Source organism: Pseudomonas fluorescens group sp. (assembly GCF_020093335.1).
GTDB classification, from domain to species: domain Bacteria; phylum Pseudomonadota; class Gammaproteobacteria; order Pseudomonadales; family Pseudomonadaceae; genus Aquipseudomonas; species Aquipseudomonas petroselini.
In genome coordinates this window covers 66,929-80,224 of the sequence record NZ_JAIOKW010000009.1, presented here as the reverse complement: position 1 = coordinate 80,224, position 13,296 = coordinate 66,929, and the positions used below count along the sequence as shown (strand labels likewise).

Sequence of the window (13,296 nt, the reverse complement as noted above, 5' to 3'; positions counted from 1 at the left end):
TTCCTCATTTGGCGTCTTTATTGACCGTATTAAGCAGGAATTTACCGATCAGGTCTTCAAGCACCAGCGACGACTGTGTGTCGTGGATTGTCGAGCCATCCTTGAGCAGGGCTGATTCCCCGCCCACGCTGACACCGATGTACTTCTCGCCCAGCAGCCCCGCAGTGAGGATAGATGCAGTGGAGTCGGTCGGCAGATTATCAACCTTCTTATCCAGCTGCATTGTCACTCGACCGGTGAAGCTGTCGCGGTCCAGATCGATTGCAGTGACCTTGCCGATCGTCACACCGGCCATGGTCACTTTAGCTCTGACAGTCAAACCGGCGATATTGTCGAAGTACGCGTAAAGTTTATAAGTATCGGCGGTGGGGCTGGCCGAAAGACCGCTGACTCGCAGGGCCAACAACAGTAAAGCCAGGATGCCAGCCAGCAAGAAAAGGCCGACACCGATTTCCACAGTGCGGTTTTGCATCAGAAATCTCCAAACATCAAGGCGGTCAAAATGAAGTCAAGGCCCAGTACCGCCAGCGAGGCGTACACAACGGTCTTGGTGGTGGCACGACTGATCCCTTCTGAAGTGGGCTCACAGTCGTAGCCTTGGAATACGGCGATCCAGGTCACTACAAAGGCGAAGACGATGCTTTTTATGATGCCGTTGAGCACGTCGCCCGTGAACGTCACGCTGTTTTGCATGTTGGCCCAGTAAGAGCCGTCGTAGACGCCCAGCCAGTCCACCGCCACCCACGAACCACCCCAGATACCCACCACGCTGAAGATGATCGTCAGCAGTGGCAGGGAAATGAAGCCGGCCCACAGACGCGGGGCAACAATGTACTTGAGCGGGTCCACGCCGATCATTTCCAGGCTGGACAGCTGCTCGGTGGACTTCATGTTGCCGATTTCGGCGGTCAGCGCAGAACCCGCACGCCCGGCGAACAGCAAAGCGGTCACCACCGGCCCCAGCTCTCGCAACAACGTCAGGGCGACCATCTGCCCCACCGCCTGCTCCGAACCATAGCTGGACAGAATATTGAAGCCCTGCAGCGCCAGCACCATGCCGATGAACACCCCGGAGACCACGATGATCACCAGGGACATCACACCCACAGCATGCAACTGCTTGACCAGTAGGCCGAAGCCGCCACCTATGCCGCCGCGGCCGAGCAAGGCGTGAAACAGGAAAATCGTCGAACGGCCCAGCACTTCGACGATGTCGATGCCCGAGCGACCGAAAAGGCGAACCTTTTCGATAAGAGATGTCTTGCGCATCAGCGCTTCCCCAGAAGATCTGAGCGGTAATCCGCTGCCGGAAAGTGAAAAGGCACGGGGCCATCAGGATCGCCGGTCATGAATTGGCGAATGCGCGGGTTATCAGCGTTCATCAGTTCTTCGGGCGTGCCCTGCCCCAGCACCTGGCCATCGCCGACGACATAGAGGTAATCGGCAATACTCGCGGTTTCTGCAAGATCATGGGAGACCACGATGCTGGTGATGCCCAGTGCATCGTTGAGCAAGCGGATCAGGCGCACCAACACGCCCATGGCGATCGGGTCCTGACCGACGAAGGGCTCGTCATACATGAGGATCTGCGGGTCGAGGGCAATGGCGCGGGCCAGGGCCACACGACGCTTCATACCGCCGGACAGTTCGTCGGGCATCAGGTCAATGGCACCGCGAAGGCCTACGGCCTGCAGTTTCAGCAACACAATGTCACGAATCATTTCGTCAGACAGTTGGGTATGCACACGCAGCGGAAACGCCACGTTCTCGAACACATCAAGGTCGGTAAACAGCGCACCGCTCTGGAACAGCACACCCATGTGCTTACGCGCGTCGAACAGATCGCTGCGCGACAGCGTCGGCAGGTTCTGGCCGTTTACCCACACTTCGCCGGCACTGGGCCGCAATTGCATGCCCATCAGGCGCAACAGGGTGGTCTTGCCACTACCGGAAGGCCCCATGATGCCCGTGACCTTGCCGCGCGGAATGCGGATATCGACGTTATTGAAGATGCTGCGCGTCCCGCGCTTGAAGGTCAGTCCCTTCAGCTCGACCGCGTAGGCGTTATCGGCACTCATCTAAACTCCTTGGGATGCAGCCTCTCACTCAGACACCACGCTTGCGACAAACGTTTGCATCAGCCGCACAATAGTTGCGCAATCGATGGCCACATGGGCAGAGCGGACCGAACTGGCGGCGAACTATATCACTGCTGGTACAGGGCGCCCAAGGCCGGAACAGTGCTTGTTCAGATCCAGGACAGGGAAAAAACGTTGCCAGCTATGTTACTAAGGAGGGAATCCCAAGCGCACCGCGAACAAACCCTGACGAACTTGCGTGAGGGAATTGATCATTACCGTTATAATCGCCGACTTTTCGTCAGGCTATACGATTTCAGACATGAGCCAATCCAGCGACCTTATTCAATCCGCACAACGCACAATCCGCCTCGAGCTTGAAGCCGTAGAAGGCTTGCTGGCGCATATCGACGCAGATTTCGTACGCGCCTGCGAGATGATTCTGGCCAGCAAGGGCCGCGTTGTCGTGGTCGGCATGGGCAAGTCAGGCCACGTTGGCAACAAGATCGCCGCCACCCTGGCCAGCACCGGGACCACCGCGTTTTTCGTGCACCCCGCCGAAGCCAGTCACGGCGACATGGGCATGATCACCAAGGATGACATCATCCTGGCGTTGTCCAACTCCGGCAGCACCAACGAAATCGTGACCCTGTTGCCGCTGATCAAGCGCCTGGGCATCCAGATGATCAGCATCACCGGCAACCCGGAATCGACGCTGGCCAAGGCCGCCGAAGTCAACCTCAACGTTCACGTGGACCACGAAGCCTGCCCGCTGAACCTGGCGCCGACTTCCTCCACCACTGCCGCCCTGGTGATGGGTGATGCCCTGGCCGTGGCACTGCTGGAGGCGCGTGGATTTACCGCCGAGGACTTTGCGTTTTCGCACCCGGGGGGCGCCCTGGGCCGCCGCCTGCTGCTGAAAGTGGAAAACGTCATGCACTCGGGTGATGAGTTGCCCCATGTCCAGCGCGGTACCCTGCTGAAGGACGCGCTGATGGAAATGACTCGCAAGGGCTTGGGCATGACGGTGATCCTGGAAGCCGATGGCCGCCTGGCAGGGGTGTTCACCGACGGTGACTTGCGCCGCACCCTGGACCGCACCATCGATATCCACACCGCCAGCATCGACGCAGTGATGACACCTCACGGCAAGACCGCGCGCCCCGAAATGCTGGCAGCCGAGGCGTTGAAAATCATGGAAGACCACAAGATCGGCGCACTGGTGGTGGTCGATGGCGACGACCGCCCGATTGGCGCCCTGAACATGCACGACTTGCTGCGTGCGGGAGTGATGTAAATGACCAGCGACCTGTTGCAACGCGGTAAAAACATCAAGCTGGCGATTTTCGACGTTGACGGCGTGCTGACCGATGGCCGCTTGTACTTCCTCGAAGACGGCAGTGAATTCAAGACTTTTAACACCCTCGACGGCCAGGGCATCAAGATGCTGATGGCGTCGGGCGTGCAAACGGCGATTATCAGCGGCAGAAAAACCCCCGTTGTGGAACGTCGCGCACAAAACCTGGGGATTCCTCACCTGTATCAGGGCCGCGAGGATAAACTGGTGGTTCTGGACGAGCTTCTTGGCCAACTCAACCTAAGCTATGAGCAGGTCGCCTACTTGGGCGATGACTTGCCCGACTTGCCGGTGATCCGCCGAGTGGGCCTGGGCATGGCGGTCGCCAACGCGGCAGCCTTTGTTCGCGAGCACGCCCATGGCATCACCACCGCCCGTGGCGGTGAAGGCGCCGCACGCGAGTTCTGCGAGCTGATCCTGCGAGCCCAGGGTAGCCTTGAAGCGGCCCACGCCGCCTACTTATAGAGCGTTTTATGCTGAGCAAAAAGATTCGCAACTTCCTGTTATTCGGGGTCATCGCCGCGCTGTTCCTGGCGGTGGGCTACTGGAATATCAGCCCGGAGCGCTTTCTCGACCAGCCTGCCGCGCAGGTTGACGAAGGCGCTATCGACTATTACGCCACCAATGCCAAGAGCGTGCAGTTCCTGCCCGACGGCAAAGTGCAGTACGAGATGACCTCGGACAAGGTCGAACACGTCAAGGCCAGCGAAGTCACCCTGCTGACCAACCCCGACATGAACATTTACCGCGGTACCGAGTTCCCATGGCACGTCACCAGCAAACGTGGCGAGGTCAACCCGGACGGTACCGAGGTGGAACTGATCGACTCGGTGCGCGTTGCGCGCACTGACGATAAAAAACGTGAGACCGTGATTACCAGCAGTCGCATGACCGTATTCCCGCAGAAGCAATATGCGCAGACCGAGCAAGACGTTAGAATCGACGGCGCTGGCGGTGTATCGACTGGCAAGGGAATGAAAGCGTATTTGAAAGAAAGCAGGATACACCTGCTATCGAACGTAAGAGGACAGTATGAGGCTCGTTAAAACTCTCCCTATTTTGCTCGGTCTGGGCGCAGCACTGGGAAGCGTGAGCGCCTGGGCTCTGCCGAACGATAGCCAGCAACCGATCCACATCTCGGCTGACGATGCGCAGTTGGATGATAAACAAGGCGTCGCCACCTATACCGGCGGCGTGATCATCACCCAAGGCTCGATGAAGATCACTGGTAATACCGTGACCCTGACTCGCACCCCGGCTGGCGACATTGATGTGGTGACCTCGGTCGGCAACCTGGCTTACTTCGAACAGAAGCAGTCCGCTGCCGATACCGGTCCGATGAAGGGCTACGGCAAGACCATCCAGTATCACGCCCAGCAGAACCGCATCGTACTGATCGACCAGGCGAAAGTACTCAGCCCGGACGGCAACTCCACGGAAGGTGAAAAGATCACCTATGACACCGTGAAACAGATCGCTAACGCCGGTCGCGCCAATGGCAACAAGGTCACTGCACCTCGTCCACGGATCGACATGGTCATCCAGCCGAAGAAGAAGGCCGAGTAATGGCAACCCTGAAAGCCCAGCATCTGGCCAAGGCCTATAAAAGCCGTCAGGTCGTGCGCGACGTCAGCCTGTCGATCGACAGCGGCCAGATCGTCGGCTTGCTCGGCCCTAACGGCGCCGGCAAGACCACCTGCTTCTACATGATCGTCGGTCTGGTCCAGGCGGATCAGGGCCGCGTACTGATCGACGACCTGGACGTGAGCCACCAGCCGATGCACGGCCGCGCCCGCGCCGGTATCGGCTATCTCCCGCAGGAAGCGTCGATCTTCCGCAAACTGTCGGTCGCCGATAACATCATGGCCATCCTCGAGACCCGCAAGGAGCTCGACCGTGACGGCCGTCGCAAGGAGCTGGAAAGCCTGCTGCAGGAGTTCCACATCAACCATATCCGCGACAACCTCGGCATGAGCCTGTCCGGCGGTGAGCGTCGCCGTGTGGAAATCGCCCGCGCCCTGGCCACTGCGCCCAAGTTCATCCTGCTGGACGAACCGTTTGCGGGCGTCGACCCGATCTCGGTGGGCGACATCAAACAGATCATCCATCACCTCAAGGCCAAGGGCATTGGCGTGCTGATCACCGACCACAACGTCCGTGAGACCCTCGATATCTGCGAAACAGCGTATATCGTCAACGATGGCCAGCTGATCGCCGAAGGTGATTCCGCCACCATCCTGGCCAACGAGCTGGTCAAGGAAGTGTACCTGGGTCACGAGTTCCGCCTGTAAACACCGTGGTGTCACGGCTGTTCGCCAAGGCGCGCGGGAGTCAATGAAAACCTCCGTATTTTTATTGTTACCGCGCTCTAGGCAAAGCCCCCGACATCAGGCATATAATTTGCTTATGTTTGGCGCTCACGCGCCCTGTCGTGGATGGCGCATTGCGCCGGCGAATAAGGTGTTAAGCCCCTGCCATGAAACCATCGCTAGTCCTGAGAATGGGCCAGCAGCTGACGATGACACCGCAGCTGCAACAGGCCATCCGCCTGCTCCAATTGTCGACCCTGGACCTGCAACAGGAAATCCAGGAGGCCCTGGAGTCCAATCCGATGCTCGAACGCCAGGAGGAAGGCGACGACTTCGATAATGCAGACCCGCTGGCCGATAATATCGAGCAAAAACCCAATCCCGACGTGCAGGAACCCTCCTACCAGGAAACCGCCCCTACGGTGGATAACCTTGAGGAAGGCGAATGGAACGAACGCATTCCCAACGAGCTTCCGGTCGACACGGCCTGGGAAGACGTCTACCAGACCAGCGCCAGCAGCCTGCCCAGCAATGACGATGATGAGTGGGACTTCACCACCCGCACCTCCGTTGGCGAGAGCCTGCAGAGCCACCTGCTGTGGCAACTGAACCTTGCGCCGATGTCGGACACCGATCGCTTGATCGCCGTGACCCTGATCGACTGCATCAACAATCAGGGTTACCTGGACGAGACGCTCGAAGAAATTCTTGAAGCCTTCGATCCGGAGCTGGATATCGAGCTGGACGAGATCGAAGCCGTCCTGCACCGCATCCAACAGTTCGAGCCCGCCGGCATCGGCGCACGCACCCTCAGCGAATGCCTGTTGCTGCAATTGCGCCAATTACCGGCCAAGACCCCCTGGCTCGCCGAAGCCCAGCGCCTGGTGACCGATTACATCGACCTGCTGGGCAGCCGCGACTACAGCCAGTTGATGCGCCGCATGAAGCTCAAGGAAGACGACCTGCGCCAGGTCATCGAGCTGGTACAGAGCCTCAACCCGCGTCCTGGCTCACAAATCGAATCGAGCGAAGCCGAATACGTGGTTCCCGATGTGATCGTGCGCAAGGACAACGAGCGCTGGCTGGTAGAGCTGAACCAGGAATCGGTGCCGCGCCTGCGGGTGAACCCGCAATACGCCGGCTTCGTACGTCGCGCCGATACCAGTGCCGACAACACCTTCATGCGCAACCAGTTGCAGGAAGCGCGCTGGTTCATCAAGAGCCTGCAAAGCCGAAACGAAACCCTGATGAAAGTCGCCACCCAGATCGTCGAGCATCAGCGCGGCTTCCTGGAGTACGGCGACGAAGCGATGAAACCGCTGGTGCTGCATGACATCGCCGAAGCGGTCGGCATGCATGAATCAACGATTTCCCGGGTGACCACGCAAAAATTCATGCATACCCCTCGGGGTATTTATGAACTGAAATACTTTTTCTCCAGCCACGTCAGCACCTCCGAAGGCGGTGAATGCTCGTCCACGGCGATCCGCGCGATCATCAAAAAACTGGTTGCTGCTGAAAATCAGAAAAAGCCATTGAGTGACAGTAAGATCGCTGGTTTACTGGAGGCACAAGGCATTCAGGTCGCCCGTCGAACCGTCGCCAAGTACCGCGAATCCCTTGGGATCGCGCCTTCCAGCGAGCGTAAGCGTTTGATGTGACGGGCGGGCCACAGCGTTCCGGGATGCGTTTTGAAACTCGCCGAGCGGCGATCAGGCAAGATCGACGCGCAGGCAGTTTTAAAATGCAGACCAGTGGCGGGTATTCCTACCCGTCGCGTTATGCACTGGCAACGAAGGAGAAGCTGTATGCAAGTCAACATCAGTGGACACCAACTGGAAGTTACCAAGCCCCTGCGTGAGTACACCGAAAGCAAGTTGAACAAGCTTGCGGGGCATTTTGACAAGATCACCAACGTGCAGGTCATCATGGAGGTCGACAAGCTCAAGCAGAAAATCGAGGCCACCCTGCATGTTCCGAATGCCAAGCTCGTCGCCAATGCGGAACATGAAGACATGTACGCGGCGATCGACTCGCTCTACGACAAGCTGGACCGCCAACTCATAAAGCATAAGGAAAAGAATCTGCACCTGATGCAAGGTACAGGTCGTTAACTCTCCCCCCATGATCCGACTTGAAACCATCCTGACCCCCGGCCGTTCCCTCGTGAACGTGCCGGGCGGCAGTAAAAAACGCGCCCTCGAACAAATTGCCAACCTGATCGGCCGTGAAGTGCCCGAACTGGATACGCAAGCTGTGTATGAGGCACTGATTGCCCGTGAAAAACTTGGCTCGACCGGTTTTGGCAACGGCATCGCCATTCCCCACTGCCGCCTCAAAGGCTGCGAGACACCTGTCAGCGCCCTGCTGCACCTGGACGCCCCTATCGATTTCGACGCCATCGACGGTGCCCCGGTCGACCTGCTGTTCGTTCTGCTGGTCCCGGAAGCTGCCACCGATGCGCACCTGGAACTGCTCCGGCAGATCGCCAGCATGCTCGACCGCAAGGACGTACGCGACAAACTGCGCAGCGCCAGCAGCAATGAGGCGCTGTACCAGGTTGTCCTGGATGAACAGAACGGGCAGTAACCATGCGCTTGATCATCGTCAGCGGCCGCTCCGGCTCGGGTAAAAGTACCGCCCTCAATGTTCTTGAGGACAACGGTTTCTATTGCATCGACAACCTGCCCGCCGGCCTGCTGCCGGAATTGGCAGAACGCGCGTTGATCCACACCGAACTGGCTCAACCCCTGGTCGCCGTTTCGATTGATGCCCGCAACCTGCCCAGCCACCTGGAGCGATTTCCGCAATTGCTCGAGGAAGTGCGGGCCAAGCACATTCATTGCGATGTGCTGTACCTGGATGCCGACGAAGAGACACTGCTCAAGCGTTTCTCCGAAACCCGCCGGCGTCACCCCCTCAGCAGCCCTCATCGCTCGCTGGCAGAAGCCATCGAAGATGAAACCAAGCTGCTGGGACCGATCATTGACCTCGCCGACCTCAAGATCAACACGACCAGCCTTAACCTGTACCAACTGCGCGATGCCATCAAGCTGCGCCTGCTGAACCAGCCGGAGCCAGGCACGGCGTTTCTGGTGGAGTCGTTTGGTTTTAAGCGCGGCATGCCGGTGGACGCCGACTTGGTATTCGATGTGCGATGCCTGCCCAACCCTTATTGGAAGCCGGAACTGCGTGATCAGTCCGGACTGGATCAGCCCGTCGCCGATTACCTGGCTGCACAACCGGATGTGGAGGAGATGTTCCAGGACATTTCCAGCTACTTGCTCAAATGGTTACCCCGATTTGCTGCCAGCAATCGGGCCTATGTCACCATTGCCATCGGCTGCACCGGCGGTCACCACCGCTCCGTCTATCTGACCGAGCGCCTGGGCCAGGTGCTGCAAAAAACCCTCAAGAACGTCCAGGTCCGCCACCGCGACCTCAGCTGAAAGGAACACCTGCGCGATGCCCGCTCTGGAAATTGAAATCATCAACAAGCTGGGCTTGCACGCCCGGGCGTCAGCCAAGTTCGTCGGCGTTGCAGGACAGTTCCCTTGCCAGATCCGCGCCGGACGCACGCCAGAGTCCATGGTCGATGGCAAAAGCATCATGGCCATGATGATGCTGGCCGCCGGCAAAGGCACCAAGATTCACTTGAAGACAGAAGGTGAGCAAGAGCAGGAAGCGATGGACGCCCTGGTGGCGCTGATCAATAACTACTTTGATGAGGGTGAGTAAACTCACCCTTTGAGGCGGGATGAAGTCGCAACGACCTCACCCCAGCGCCGTGTCCATCACCATCATCAAACAAAAACCGATGCACAAACCCAGGCTGGCGAGCTTTTCGTGACCATTGCGGCGCGACTCGGGGATCACCTCGTGAGTGACGACCAGCAGCATCGCACCAGCGGCCAGGGCAAGGCCCAACGGTAATAGCACTTCTGCCAGGCTTACCAGCCAGGCACAGAGCACTGCAAACACGGGCTCCACCAGACCTGACGCCGCGCCGATCAGGAACGCCTTGACCCGCGACATGCCTGCCCCGGCCAAGACCAACGCAATCACCAGGCCTTCGGGCACGTCTTGCAGGGCAATCCCCATGGCAAGGCTGTCGGCATCCGGCATACCGCCGCCAGCGGATACACCGACCGCCATGCCTTCGGGAATGTTGTGGGCGATGATGGCAAACACAAACAGCCAGATACGCGGCGGGATCACCGGTTTATCCGGCGTGCCGACCAGCATTTCCGGACTGGCGCCGGAGACCTTGCGGTCAACCAGATACAGCCCGAACGCTCCCAGCATGATGCCGAAGCTGATCAAGCCGCTGGCGCTCCAGGGCGAAAGCCCCAAGCCTTCTGCCGCGGCAATGCCCGGCACGATCAGCGAAAACGCCGTCGCCGCCAACATGACCCCCGCACCAAAGCCCAGCAATGTATCGCTCAACGCCACCGGCATATGGCGAATCACCAGCACCGGGACCGCACCGAGCGCAGTGCCGAGCGCGCAAATGGAGCCGCCCTGCAGGGCGCGTAGAATCCGCGGTTCCAGGTCCAGCCAGGCCAGCCCGTGGGCCACCAGCAATGCAGTACCTGCCAGCAGCAGCAGCGAGCCAAACGCATAACGAAACATTCGCCCGCTGCTGATCGCCAGTGTTTCAGTGCCCATAGTCGGCCTTAGGTCTTGTTATGAAGGTGGATGTCAGGCCACGGCGGCCTGGTAGCGGTCTGCAACTTCTGGCCAGTTGATAACACTGTAGAAGGCGTTGATGTATTCCGGGCGGCGGTTCTGGTACAGCAGGTAATAGGCGTGTTCCCACACGTCCAGGCCGAGGATCGGCGTGTTGCCGTTCATCAGTGGGCTGTCCTGGTTGCCGCTGCTCTCCACCACCAGGGTTTTTTGCGGGGTGACACTCAGCCACGCCCAACCGCTGCCGAAACGCGTCAACGCCGCTTTGGTGAAGGCCTCCTTGAAGCTATCAAAACCGCCAAGCTGTTCATCAATGGCTTTGCTCAATGCACCTTCGGGTTTGCCACCACCTTTGGGCGACATCACCGCCCAGAACAACGAGTGGTTGGCATGGCCGCCGCCTTGGTTGATCACGGCGGCACGCAGTTTTTCCGGCAGTTGCTGCACGCTGGACACCAGCTTCTCGACCGGCCAGCCGGCGAATTCAGTGCCCTCTACCGCAGCGTTGAGGTTGTTGATGTAAGTCTGGTGATGCTTGCTGTAGTGGATCTCCATGGTTTGCGCATCAATATGCGGCTCCAGGGCGTCGTACGCGTAAGGCAAGGCAGGCAAGGTGTAAGTCATATCAATGTGCTCCGTATTGAGGAGTGGTCGGCTGTGCCGCAGTGCCGCCCAGCAAGCGATGAGTACGCGGGTACTCGCCGTGATCGCTGATGAAATTCAACAGCTCGACGTAGGTTTTGCTGCTCTGGCGCAAGGCCGCTTCCCGCAACTGCGGGCTGAGTCGCGGGTCCTGCATGGTCTGCAGCAGGCGCTGGTGGATAGCGCAGAGGTATTCCGCGCTCTCCTCCGGTTGGTTCAGGCGCAGGTGCAGGTCCGCCAGGTTGTGATGGGAAATGACGCACGCCGCCACTGCTTCGTCGGCATCCGCCCAGCGTTCGAACAACACTTGGGCCAGGGCCAGGGCTTGCAAATAGGCCTCGCGAGCGTCGACCAGCTCGCCTGCCATAAAGCAGCGATTGGCCCGTTCGATCGTGCGTTTCCAGTGCTCCATGGTGAGCCTCCAAAGCAGGGTCGGTGATTACACGCCGCCGGCCGTGAGCTTTTCCGGGTCCAGCAGGATCTCCAGTTGGCTACGCGGCAAGTCGGTGTGCTCGAGAGCGACGTCAATCACCGGACGGCCTTGCTGATAGGCCTTCTTGGCGATTTCAGCAGCTTTTTGATAACCGATGATCGGGTTGAGTGCGGTGACCAGGATCGGGTTGCGCGACAGCGCTTCTTTTAGCTTCGCTTCATTGACCTTGAAACTGGCGATGGCCTTGTCCGCCAGCAGGTGGCTGGCGTTGGCCAGCAGCTCAAGGCTGCTCAACAGGTTCTGCGCGATGATCGGCAGCATCACGTTCAGCTCGAAATTGCCCGACTGACCGGCGACGGTGATCACCGTGTCATTCCCGATGACTTGCGCGGCGACCATGGCAGTCGCTTCAGGAATCACCGGATTGACCTTGCCAGGCATGATCGAAGAGCCAGGCTGCAGGCCTTCCAACTCAATCTCACCCAAGCCGGCGAGCGGACCGGAGTTCATCCAGCGCAGGTCGTTGGCGATTTTCATCAGCGACACGGCGGTGGCCTTCAATTGACCGGACACGGCAACGGCAGTGTCCTGGGAGCCAATCAAGGCGAACAGGTTTTTGCCGGGGGTGAATTTCACGCCGGTCAGGCTGCTCAGTTGCTGGCTGAAACGCGCAGCAAATTCAGGGTGGGCGTTGATCCCGGTACCGACCGCCGTGCCGCCCTGGGCAAGCGCCTGAAGACTCGGCAGAAGGTCCTGCAGATGACCGATATTGGCCTTGAGCTGCTGCGCCCAGCCGTTGAGCACCTGGCTCATGCGCACCGGCATGGCGTCCATCAGGTGCGTGCGGCCGGTCTTGATGAACGGGTGAACCTCTTCAGCCTTCCGCTCGATCACCTGCACCAGGTGCAGCAGGGCCGGCAGCGTTTGCTCGTGCAAGACCAACGCGGCGCTGACGTGGATGGTGGTTGGAATGATGTCGTTGCTGCTTTGGCCGCAATTCACGTGGTCGTTCGGGTTGACCGACTCGCCCAGCACACGGCTGGCGAGGGTCGCAATCACTTCGTTGGCGTTCATATTGGAGCTGGTGCCGGAGCCGGTCTGGAAGATATCCACCGGGAAGTGCTGCATGAAGTCGCCTTCCAGCAACCCCTGGGCGGCATCGACAATGGCCTTGCCCTGCCCTTCGCTGATTTGCTTGAGATCGACGTTGACCTTGGCTGCAGCGGCTTTGGCCAGGATCAGGGCACGGATGAATTGCGCCGGCATGCGTTGGTTGCTGATCGGAAAGTTGTTCACCGCGCGTTGGGTTTGCGCACCATACAGGGCCTCGGCAGGCACTTGCAGTTCGCCCATGCTGTCGCGTTCGATACGGGTGTTACTCATCGTTAGATCCTTGCACCAGGTCAGAAACAGAAATAGACGGCAGCAATTCGCAGGTAGCCAATTGCCAGGCAAAGGTCTGCCAGCGCTTGAGGCGGCAGGCACAGTGGGAGAGTTTTTCCAGGTCACGCAGGGGGCGCCAGGCCTGGTCCAGGCACACGGAGCGCCAGTGCCAGGGCAGTGCGATATCGCTGGCGGTGTCGAGCAACAGGCGAAATGAGGTTTCAGCGATCGTCCACGGATGGGTCGCGGTGCAGCACGCCAGGTATCGACCCTCATTGAGGTAATGTTCGATCAGGCGCGGCTCGTTGGGATCGAGGCCGCAGCGAATCTGGCGACTCATCCAGCGCCAGCTTTCAAGGTAAGGATCCTCATGCAGGACAGAGCTCATGATCCACACTCATTCGG

General features: G+C 59.3%; 18 protein-coding genes. 10 read left to right on the top strand and 8 right to left on the bottom strand.

All coding sequences use genetic code 11. The features are described from left to right. Positions 1 to 4: 4 nt before the first annotated feature. From mlaD to K7431_RS12690, 3 genes are read right to left on the bottom strand one after another with little or no spacing between them, the layout of a single operon-like run. Positions 5 to 472: an outer membrane lipid asymmetry maintenance protein MlaD gene (mlaD, locus tag K7431_RS12700; RefSeq protein ID WP_012722246.1), complete on the bottom strand. Its 468-nt coding sequence runs from the start codon at positions 470 to 472 to the stop codon at positions 5 to 7. Beyond that, positions 472 to 1,269: a lipid asymmetry maintenance ABC transporter permease subunit MlaE gene (gene mlaE, locus K7431_RS12695; protein WP_012722245.1), complete on the bottom strand. Its 798-nt coding sequence runs from the start codon at positions 1,267 to 1,269 to the stop codon at positions 472 to 474. Before mlaE ends, mlaD begins: the two co-directional genes overlap by 1 nt. Beyond that, a complete protein-coding gene (locus tag K7431_RS12690) occupies positions 1,269 to 2,078 on the bottom strand; it encodes an ATP-binding cassette domain-containing protein (protein WP_012722244.1) in 810 nt (269 codons plus the stop codon). The genes mlaE and K7431_RS12690 overlap by 1 nt, the downstream gene beginning before the upstream one ends. A 322-nt stretch (positions 2,079 to 2,400) precedes the next feature. Between K7431_RS12690 and K7431_RS12685 the strand changes: the two genes are divergently transcribed. The 10 genes from K7431_RS12685 to K7431_RS12640 all read left to right on the top strand — a co-directional run bounded on the left by K7431_RS12685 (position 2,401) and on the right by K7431_RS12640 (position 9,482). Beyond that, on the top strand, positions 2,401 to 3,375 hold the full coding sequence (locus tag K7431_RS12685) for a KpsF/GutQ family sugar-phosphate isomerase (protein ID WP_012722243.1): 975 nt from the start codon (positions 2,401 to 2,403) through the stop codon (positions 3,373 to 3,375). Beyond that, complete coding sequence (locus K7431_RS12680) at positions 3,376 to 3,900, top strand: KdsC family phosphatase (protein ID WP_010213109.1); 525 nt, start codon at positions 3,376 to 3,378, stop codon at positions 3,898 to 3,900. 8 nt (positions 3,901 to 3,908) lie between these two features. After that, positions 3,909 to 4,481: an LPS export ABC transporter periplasmic protein LptC gene (lptC, locus tag K7431_RS12675; protein ID WP_012722242.1), complete on the top strand. Its 573-nt coding sequence runs from the start codon at positions 3,909 to 3,911 to the stop codon at positions 4,479 to 4,481. Continuing rightward, positions 4,468 to 5,001 (top strand): lipopolysaccharide transport periplasmic protein LptA, encoded by a 534-nt coding sequence (gene lptA, locus K7431_RS12670; RefSeq protein WP_012722241.1) that lies wholly within the window; start codon positions 4,468 to 4,470, stop codon positions 4,999 to 5,001. Before lptC ends, lptA begins: the two co-directional genes overlap by 14 nt. Further along, the gene (gene lptB, locus K7431_RS12665) at positions 5,001 to 5,726 is read left to right on the top strand and encodes an LPS export ABC transporter ATP-binding protein (RefSeq protein ID WP_003171806.1); all 726 of its coding nucleotides are present in this window, start codon (positions 5,001 to 5,003) and stop codon (positions 5,724 to 5,726) included. The genes lptA and lptB overlap by 1 nt, the downstream gene beginning before the upstream one ends. A gap of 185 nt (positions 5,727 to 5,911) precedes the next feature. Then, entirely contained in the window at positions 5,912 to 7,405 is a 1,494-nt protein-coding gene (locus K7431_RS12660) for an RNA polymerase factor sigma-54 (protein WP_012722240.1), read from the top strand. 147 nt (positions 7,406 to 7,552) lie between these two features. Beyond that, positions 7,553 to 7,858, top strand: coding sequence for a ribosome hibernation-promoting factor, HPF/YfiA family (hpf, locus tag K7431_RS12655; protein ID WP_003171804.1), 306 nt, complete (start codon positions 7,553 to 7,555; stop codon positions 7,856 to 7,858). A gap of 10 nt (positions 7,859 to 7,868) precedes the next feature. Then, positions 7,869 to 8,333 carry a PTS IIA-like nitrogen regulatory protein PtsN gene (gene ptsN, locus K7431_RS12650; protein ID WP_012722239.1) on the top strand — a complete coding sequence of 155 codons (465 nt, stop codon included), beginning with the start codon at positions 7,869 to 7,871 and terminating at the stop codon, positions 8,331 to 8,333. Between the two features lie 2 nt (positions 8,334 to 8,335). Beyond that, the gene (rapZ, locus tag K7431_RS12645) at positions 8,336 to 9,193 is read left to right on the top strand and encodes an RNase adapter RapZ (protein ID WP_012722238.1); all 858 of its coding nucleotides are present in this window, start codon (positions 8,336 to 8,338) and stop codon (positions 9,191 to 9,193) included. A gap of 16 nt (positions 9,194 to 9,209) precedes the next feature. Beyond that, entirely contained in the window at positions 9,210 to 9,482 is a 273-nt protein-coding gene (locus K7431_RS12640) for an HPr family phosphocarrier protein (protein WP_012722237.1), read from the top strand. A gap of 36 nt (positions 9,483 to 9,518) precedes the next feature. Here K7431_RS12640 and K7431_RS12635 read toward each other — a convergent pair whose 3' ends face one another. Genes K7431_RS12635 through K7431_RS12615 form a run of 5 tightly spaced genes read right to left on the bottom strand, consistent with a single transcriptional unit; the run spans position 9,519 to position 13,279 of the window. Next, positions 9,519 to 10,412 (bottom strand): ZIP family metal transporter, encoded by an 894-nt coding sequence (locus K7431_RS12635; RefSeq protein ID WP_012722236.1) that lies wholly within the window; start codon positions 10,410 to 10,412, stop codon positions 9,519 to 9,521. Between the two features lie 33 nt (positions 10,413 to 10,445). Continuing rightward, a complete protein-coding gene (locus tag K7431_RS12630) occupies positions 10,446 to 11,057 on the bottom strand; it encodes a superoxide dismutase (protein ID WP_012722235.1) in 612 nt (203 codons plus the stop codon). Between the two features lies 1 nt (position 11,058). Next, positions 11,059 to 11,487, bottom strand: a complete 429-nt coding sequence (locus tag K7431_RS12625) for a hypothetical protein (RefSeq protein ID WP_012722234.1) — start codon at positions 11,485 to 11,487, stop codon at positions 11,059 to 11,061. Between the two features lie 27 nt (positions 11,488 to 11,514). Next, the gene (locus tag K7431_RS12620; RefSeq protein ID WP_012722233.1) at positions 11,515 to 12,891 is read right to left on the bottom strand and encodes a class II fumarate hydratase; all 1,377 of its coding nucleotides are present in this window, start codon (positions 12,889 to 12,891) and stop codon (positions 11,515 to 11,517) included. Further along, complete coding sequence (locus K7431_RS12615) at positions 12,884 to 13,279, bottom strand: hypothetical protein (RefSeq protein WP_012722232.1); 396 nt, start codon at positions 13,277 to 13,279, stop codon at positions 12,884 to 12,886. Before K7431_RS12615 ends, K7431_RS12620 begins: the two co-directional genes overlap by 8 nt. Positions 13,280 to 13,296 lie beyond the last annotated feature (17 nt).

Coding starts and splice junctions, on each gene's coding strand:
- K7431_RS12630 (WP_012722235.1), bottom strand. CDS start 11,057: ATGACTTACACCTTGCCTGCCTTGCCTTACGCGTACGACGCCCTGGAG.
- hpf (WP_003171804.1), top strand. CDS start 7,553: ATGCAAGTCAACATCAGTGGACACCAACTGGAAGTTACCAAGCCCCTG.
- rapZ (WP_012722238.1), top strand. CDS start 8,336: ATGCGCTTGATCATCGTCAGCGGCCGCTCCGGCTCGGGTAAAAGTACC.
- K7431_RS12680 (WP_010213109.1), top strand. CDS start 3,376: ATGACCAGCGACCTGTTGCAACGCGGTAAAAACATCAAGCTGGCGATT.
- mlaD (WP_012722246.1), bottom strand. CDS start 472: ATGCAAAACCGCACTGTGGAAATCGGTGTCGGCCTTTTCTTGCTGGCT.
- K7431_RS12625 (WP_012722234.1), bottom strand. CDS start 11,487: ATGGAGCACTGGAAACGCACGATCGAACGGGCCAATCGCTGCTTTATG.
- K7431_RS12690 (WP_012722244.1), bottom strand. CDS start 2,078: ATGAGTGCCGATAACGCCTACGCGGTCGAGCTGAAGGGACTGACCTTC.
- lptC (WP_012722242.1), top strand. CDS start 3,909: ATGCTGAGCAAAAAGATTCGCAACTTCCTGTTATTCGGGGTCATCGCC.
- K7431_RS12640 (WP_012722237.1), top strand. CDS start 9,210: ATGCCCGCTCTGGAAATTGAAATCATCAACAAGCTGGGCTTGCACGCC.
- K7431_RS12620 (WP_012722233.1), bottom strand. CDS start 12,891: ATGAGTAACACCCGTATCGAACGCGACAGCATGGGCGAACTGCAAGTG.
- lptB (WP_003171806.1), top strand. CDS start 5,001: ATGGCAACCCTGAAAGCCCAGCATCTGGCCAAGGCCTATAAAAGCCGT.
- mlaE (WP_012722245.1), bottom strand. CDS start 1,269: ATGCGCAAGACATCTCTTATCGAAAAGGTTCGCCTTTTCGGTCGCTCG.
- K7431_RS12635 (WP_012722236.1), bottom strand. CDS start 10,412: ATGGGCACTGAAACACTGGCGATCAGCAGCGGGCGAATGTTTCGTTAT.
- ptsN (WP_012722239.1), top strand. CDS start 7,869: ATGATCCGACTTGAAACCATCCTGACCCCCGGCCGTTCCCTCGTGAAC.
- lptA (WP_012722241.1), top strand. CDS start 4,468: ATGAGGCTCGTTAAAACTCTCCCTATTTTGCTCGGTCTGGGCGCAGCA.
- K7431_RS12660 (WP_012722240.1), top strand. CDS start 5,912: ATGAAACCATCGCTAGTCCTGAGAATGGGCCAGCAGCTGACGATGACA.
- K7431_RS12685 (WP_012722243.1), top strand. CDS start 2,401: ATGAGCCAATCCAGCGACCTTATTCAATCCGCACAACGCACAATCCGC.
- K7431_RS12615 (WP_012722232.1), bottom strand. CDS start 13,279: ATGAGCTCTGTCCTGCATGAGGATCCTTACCTTGAAAGCTGGCGCTGG.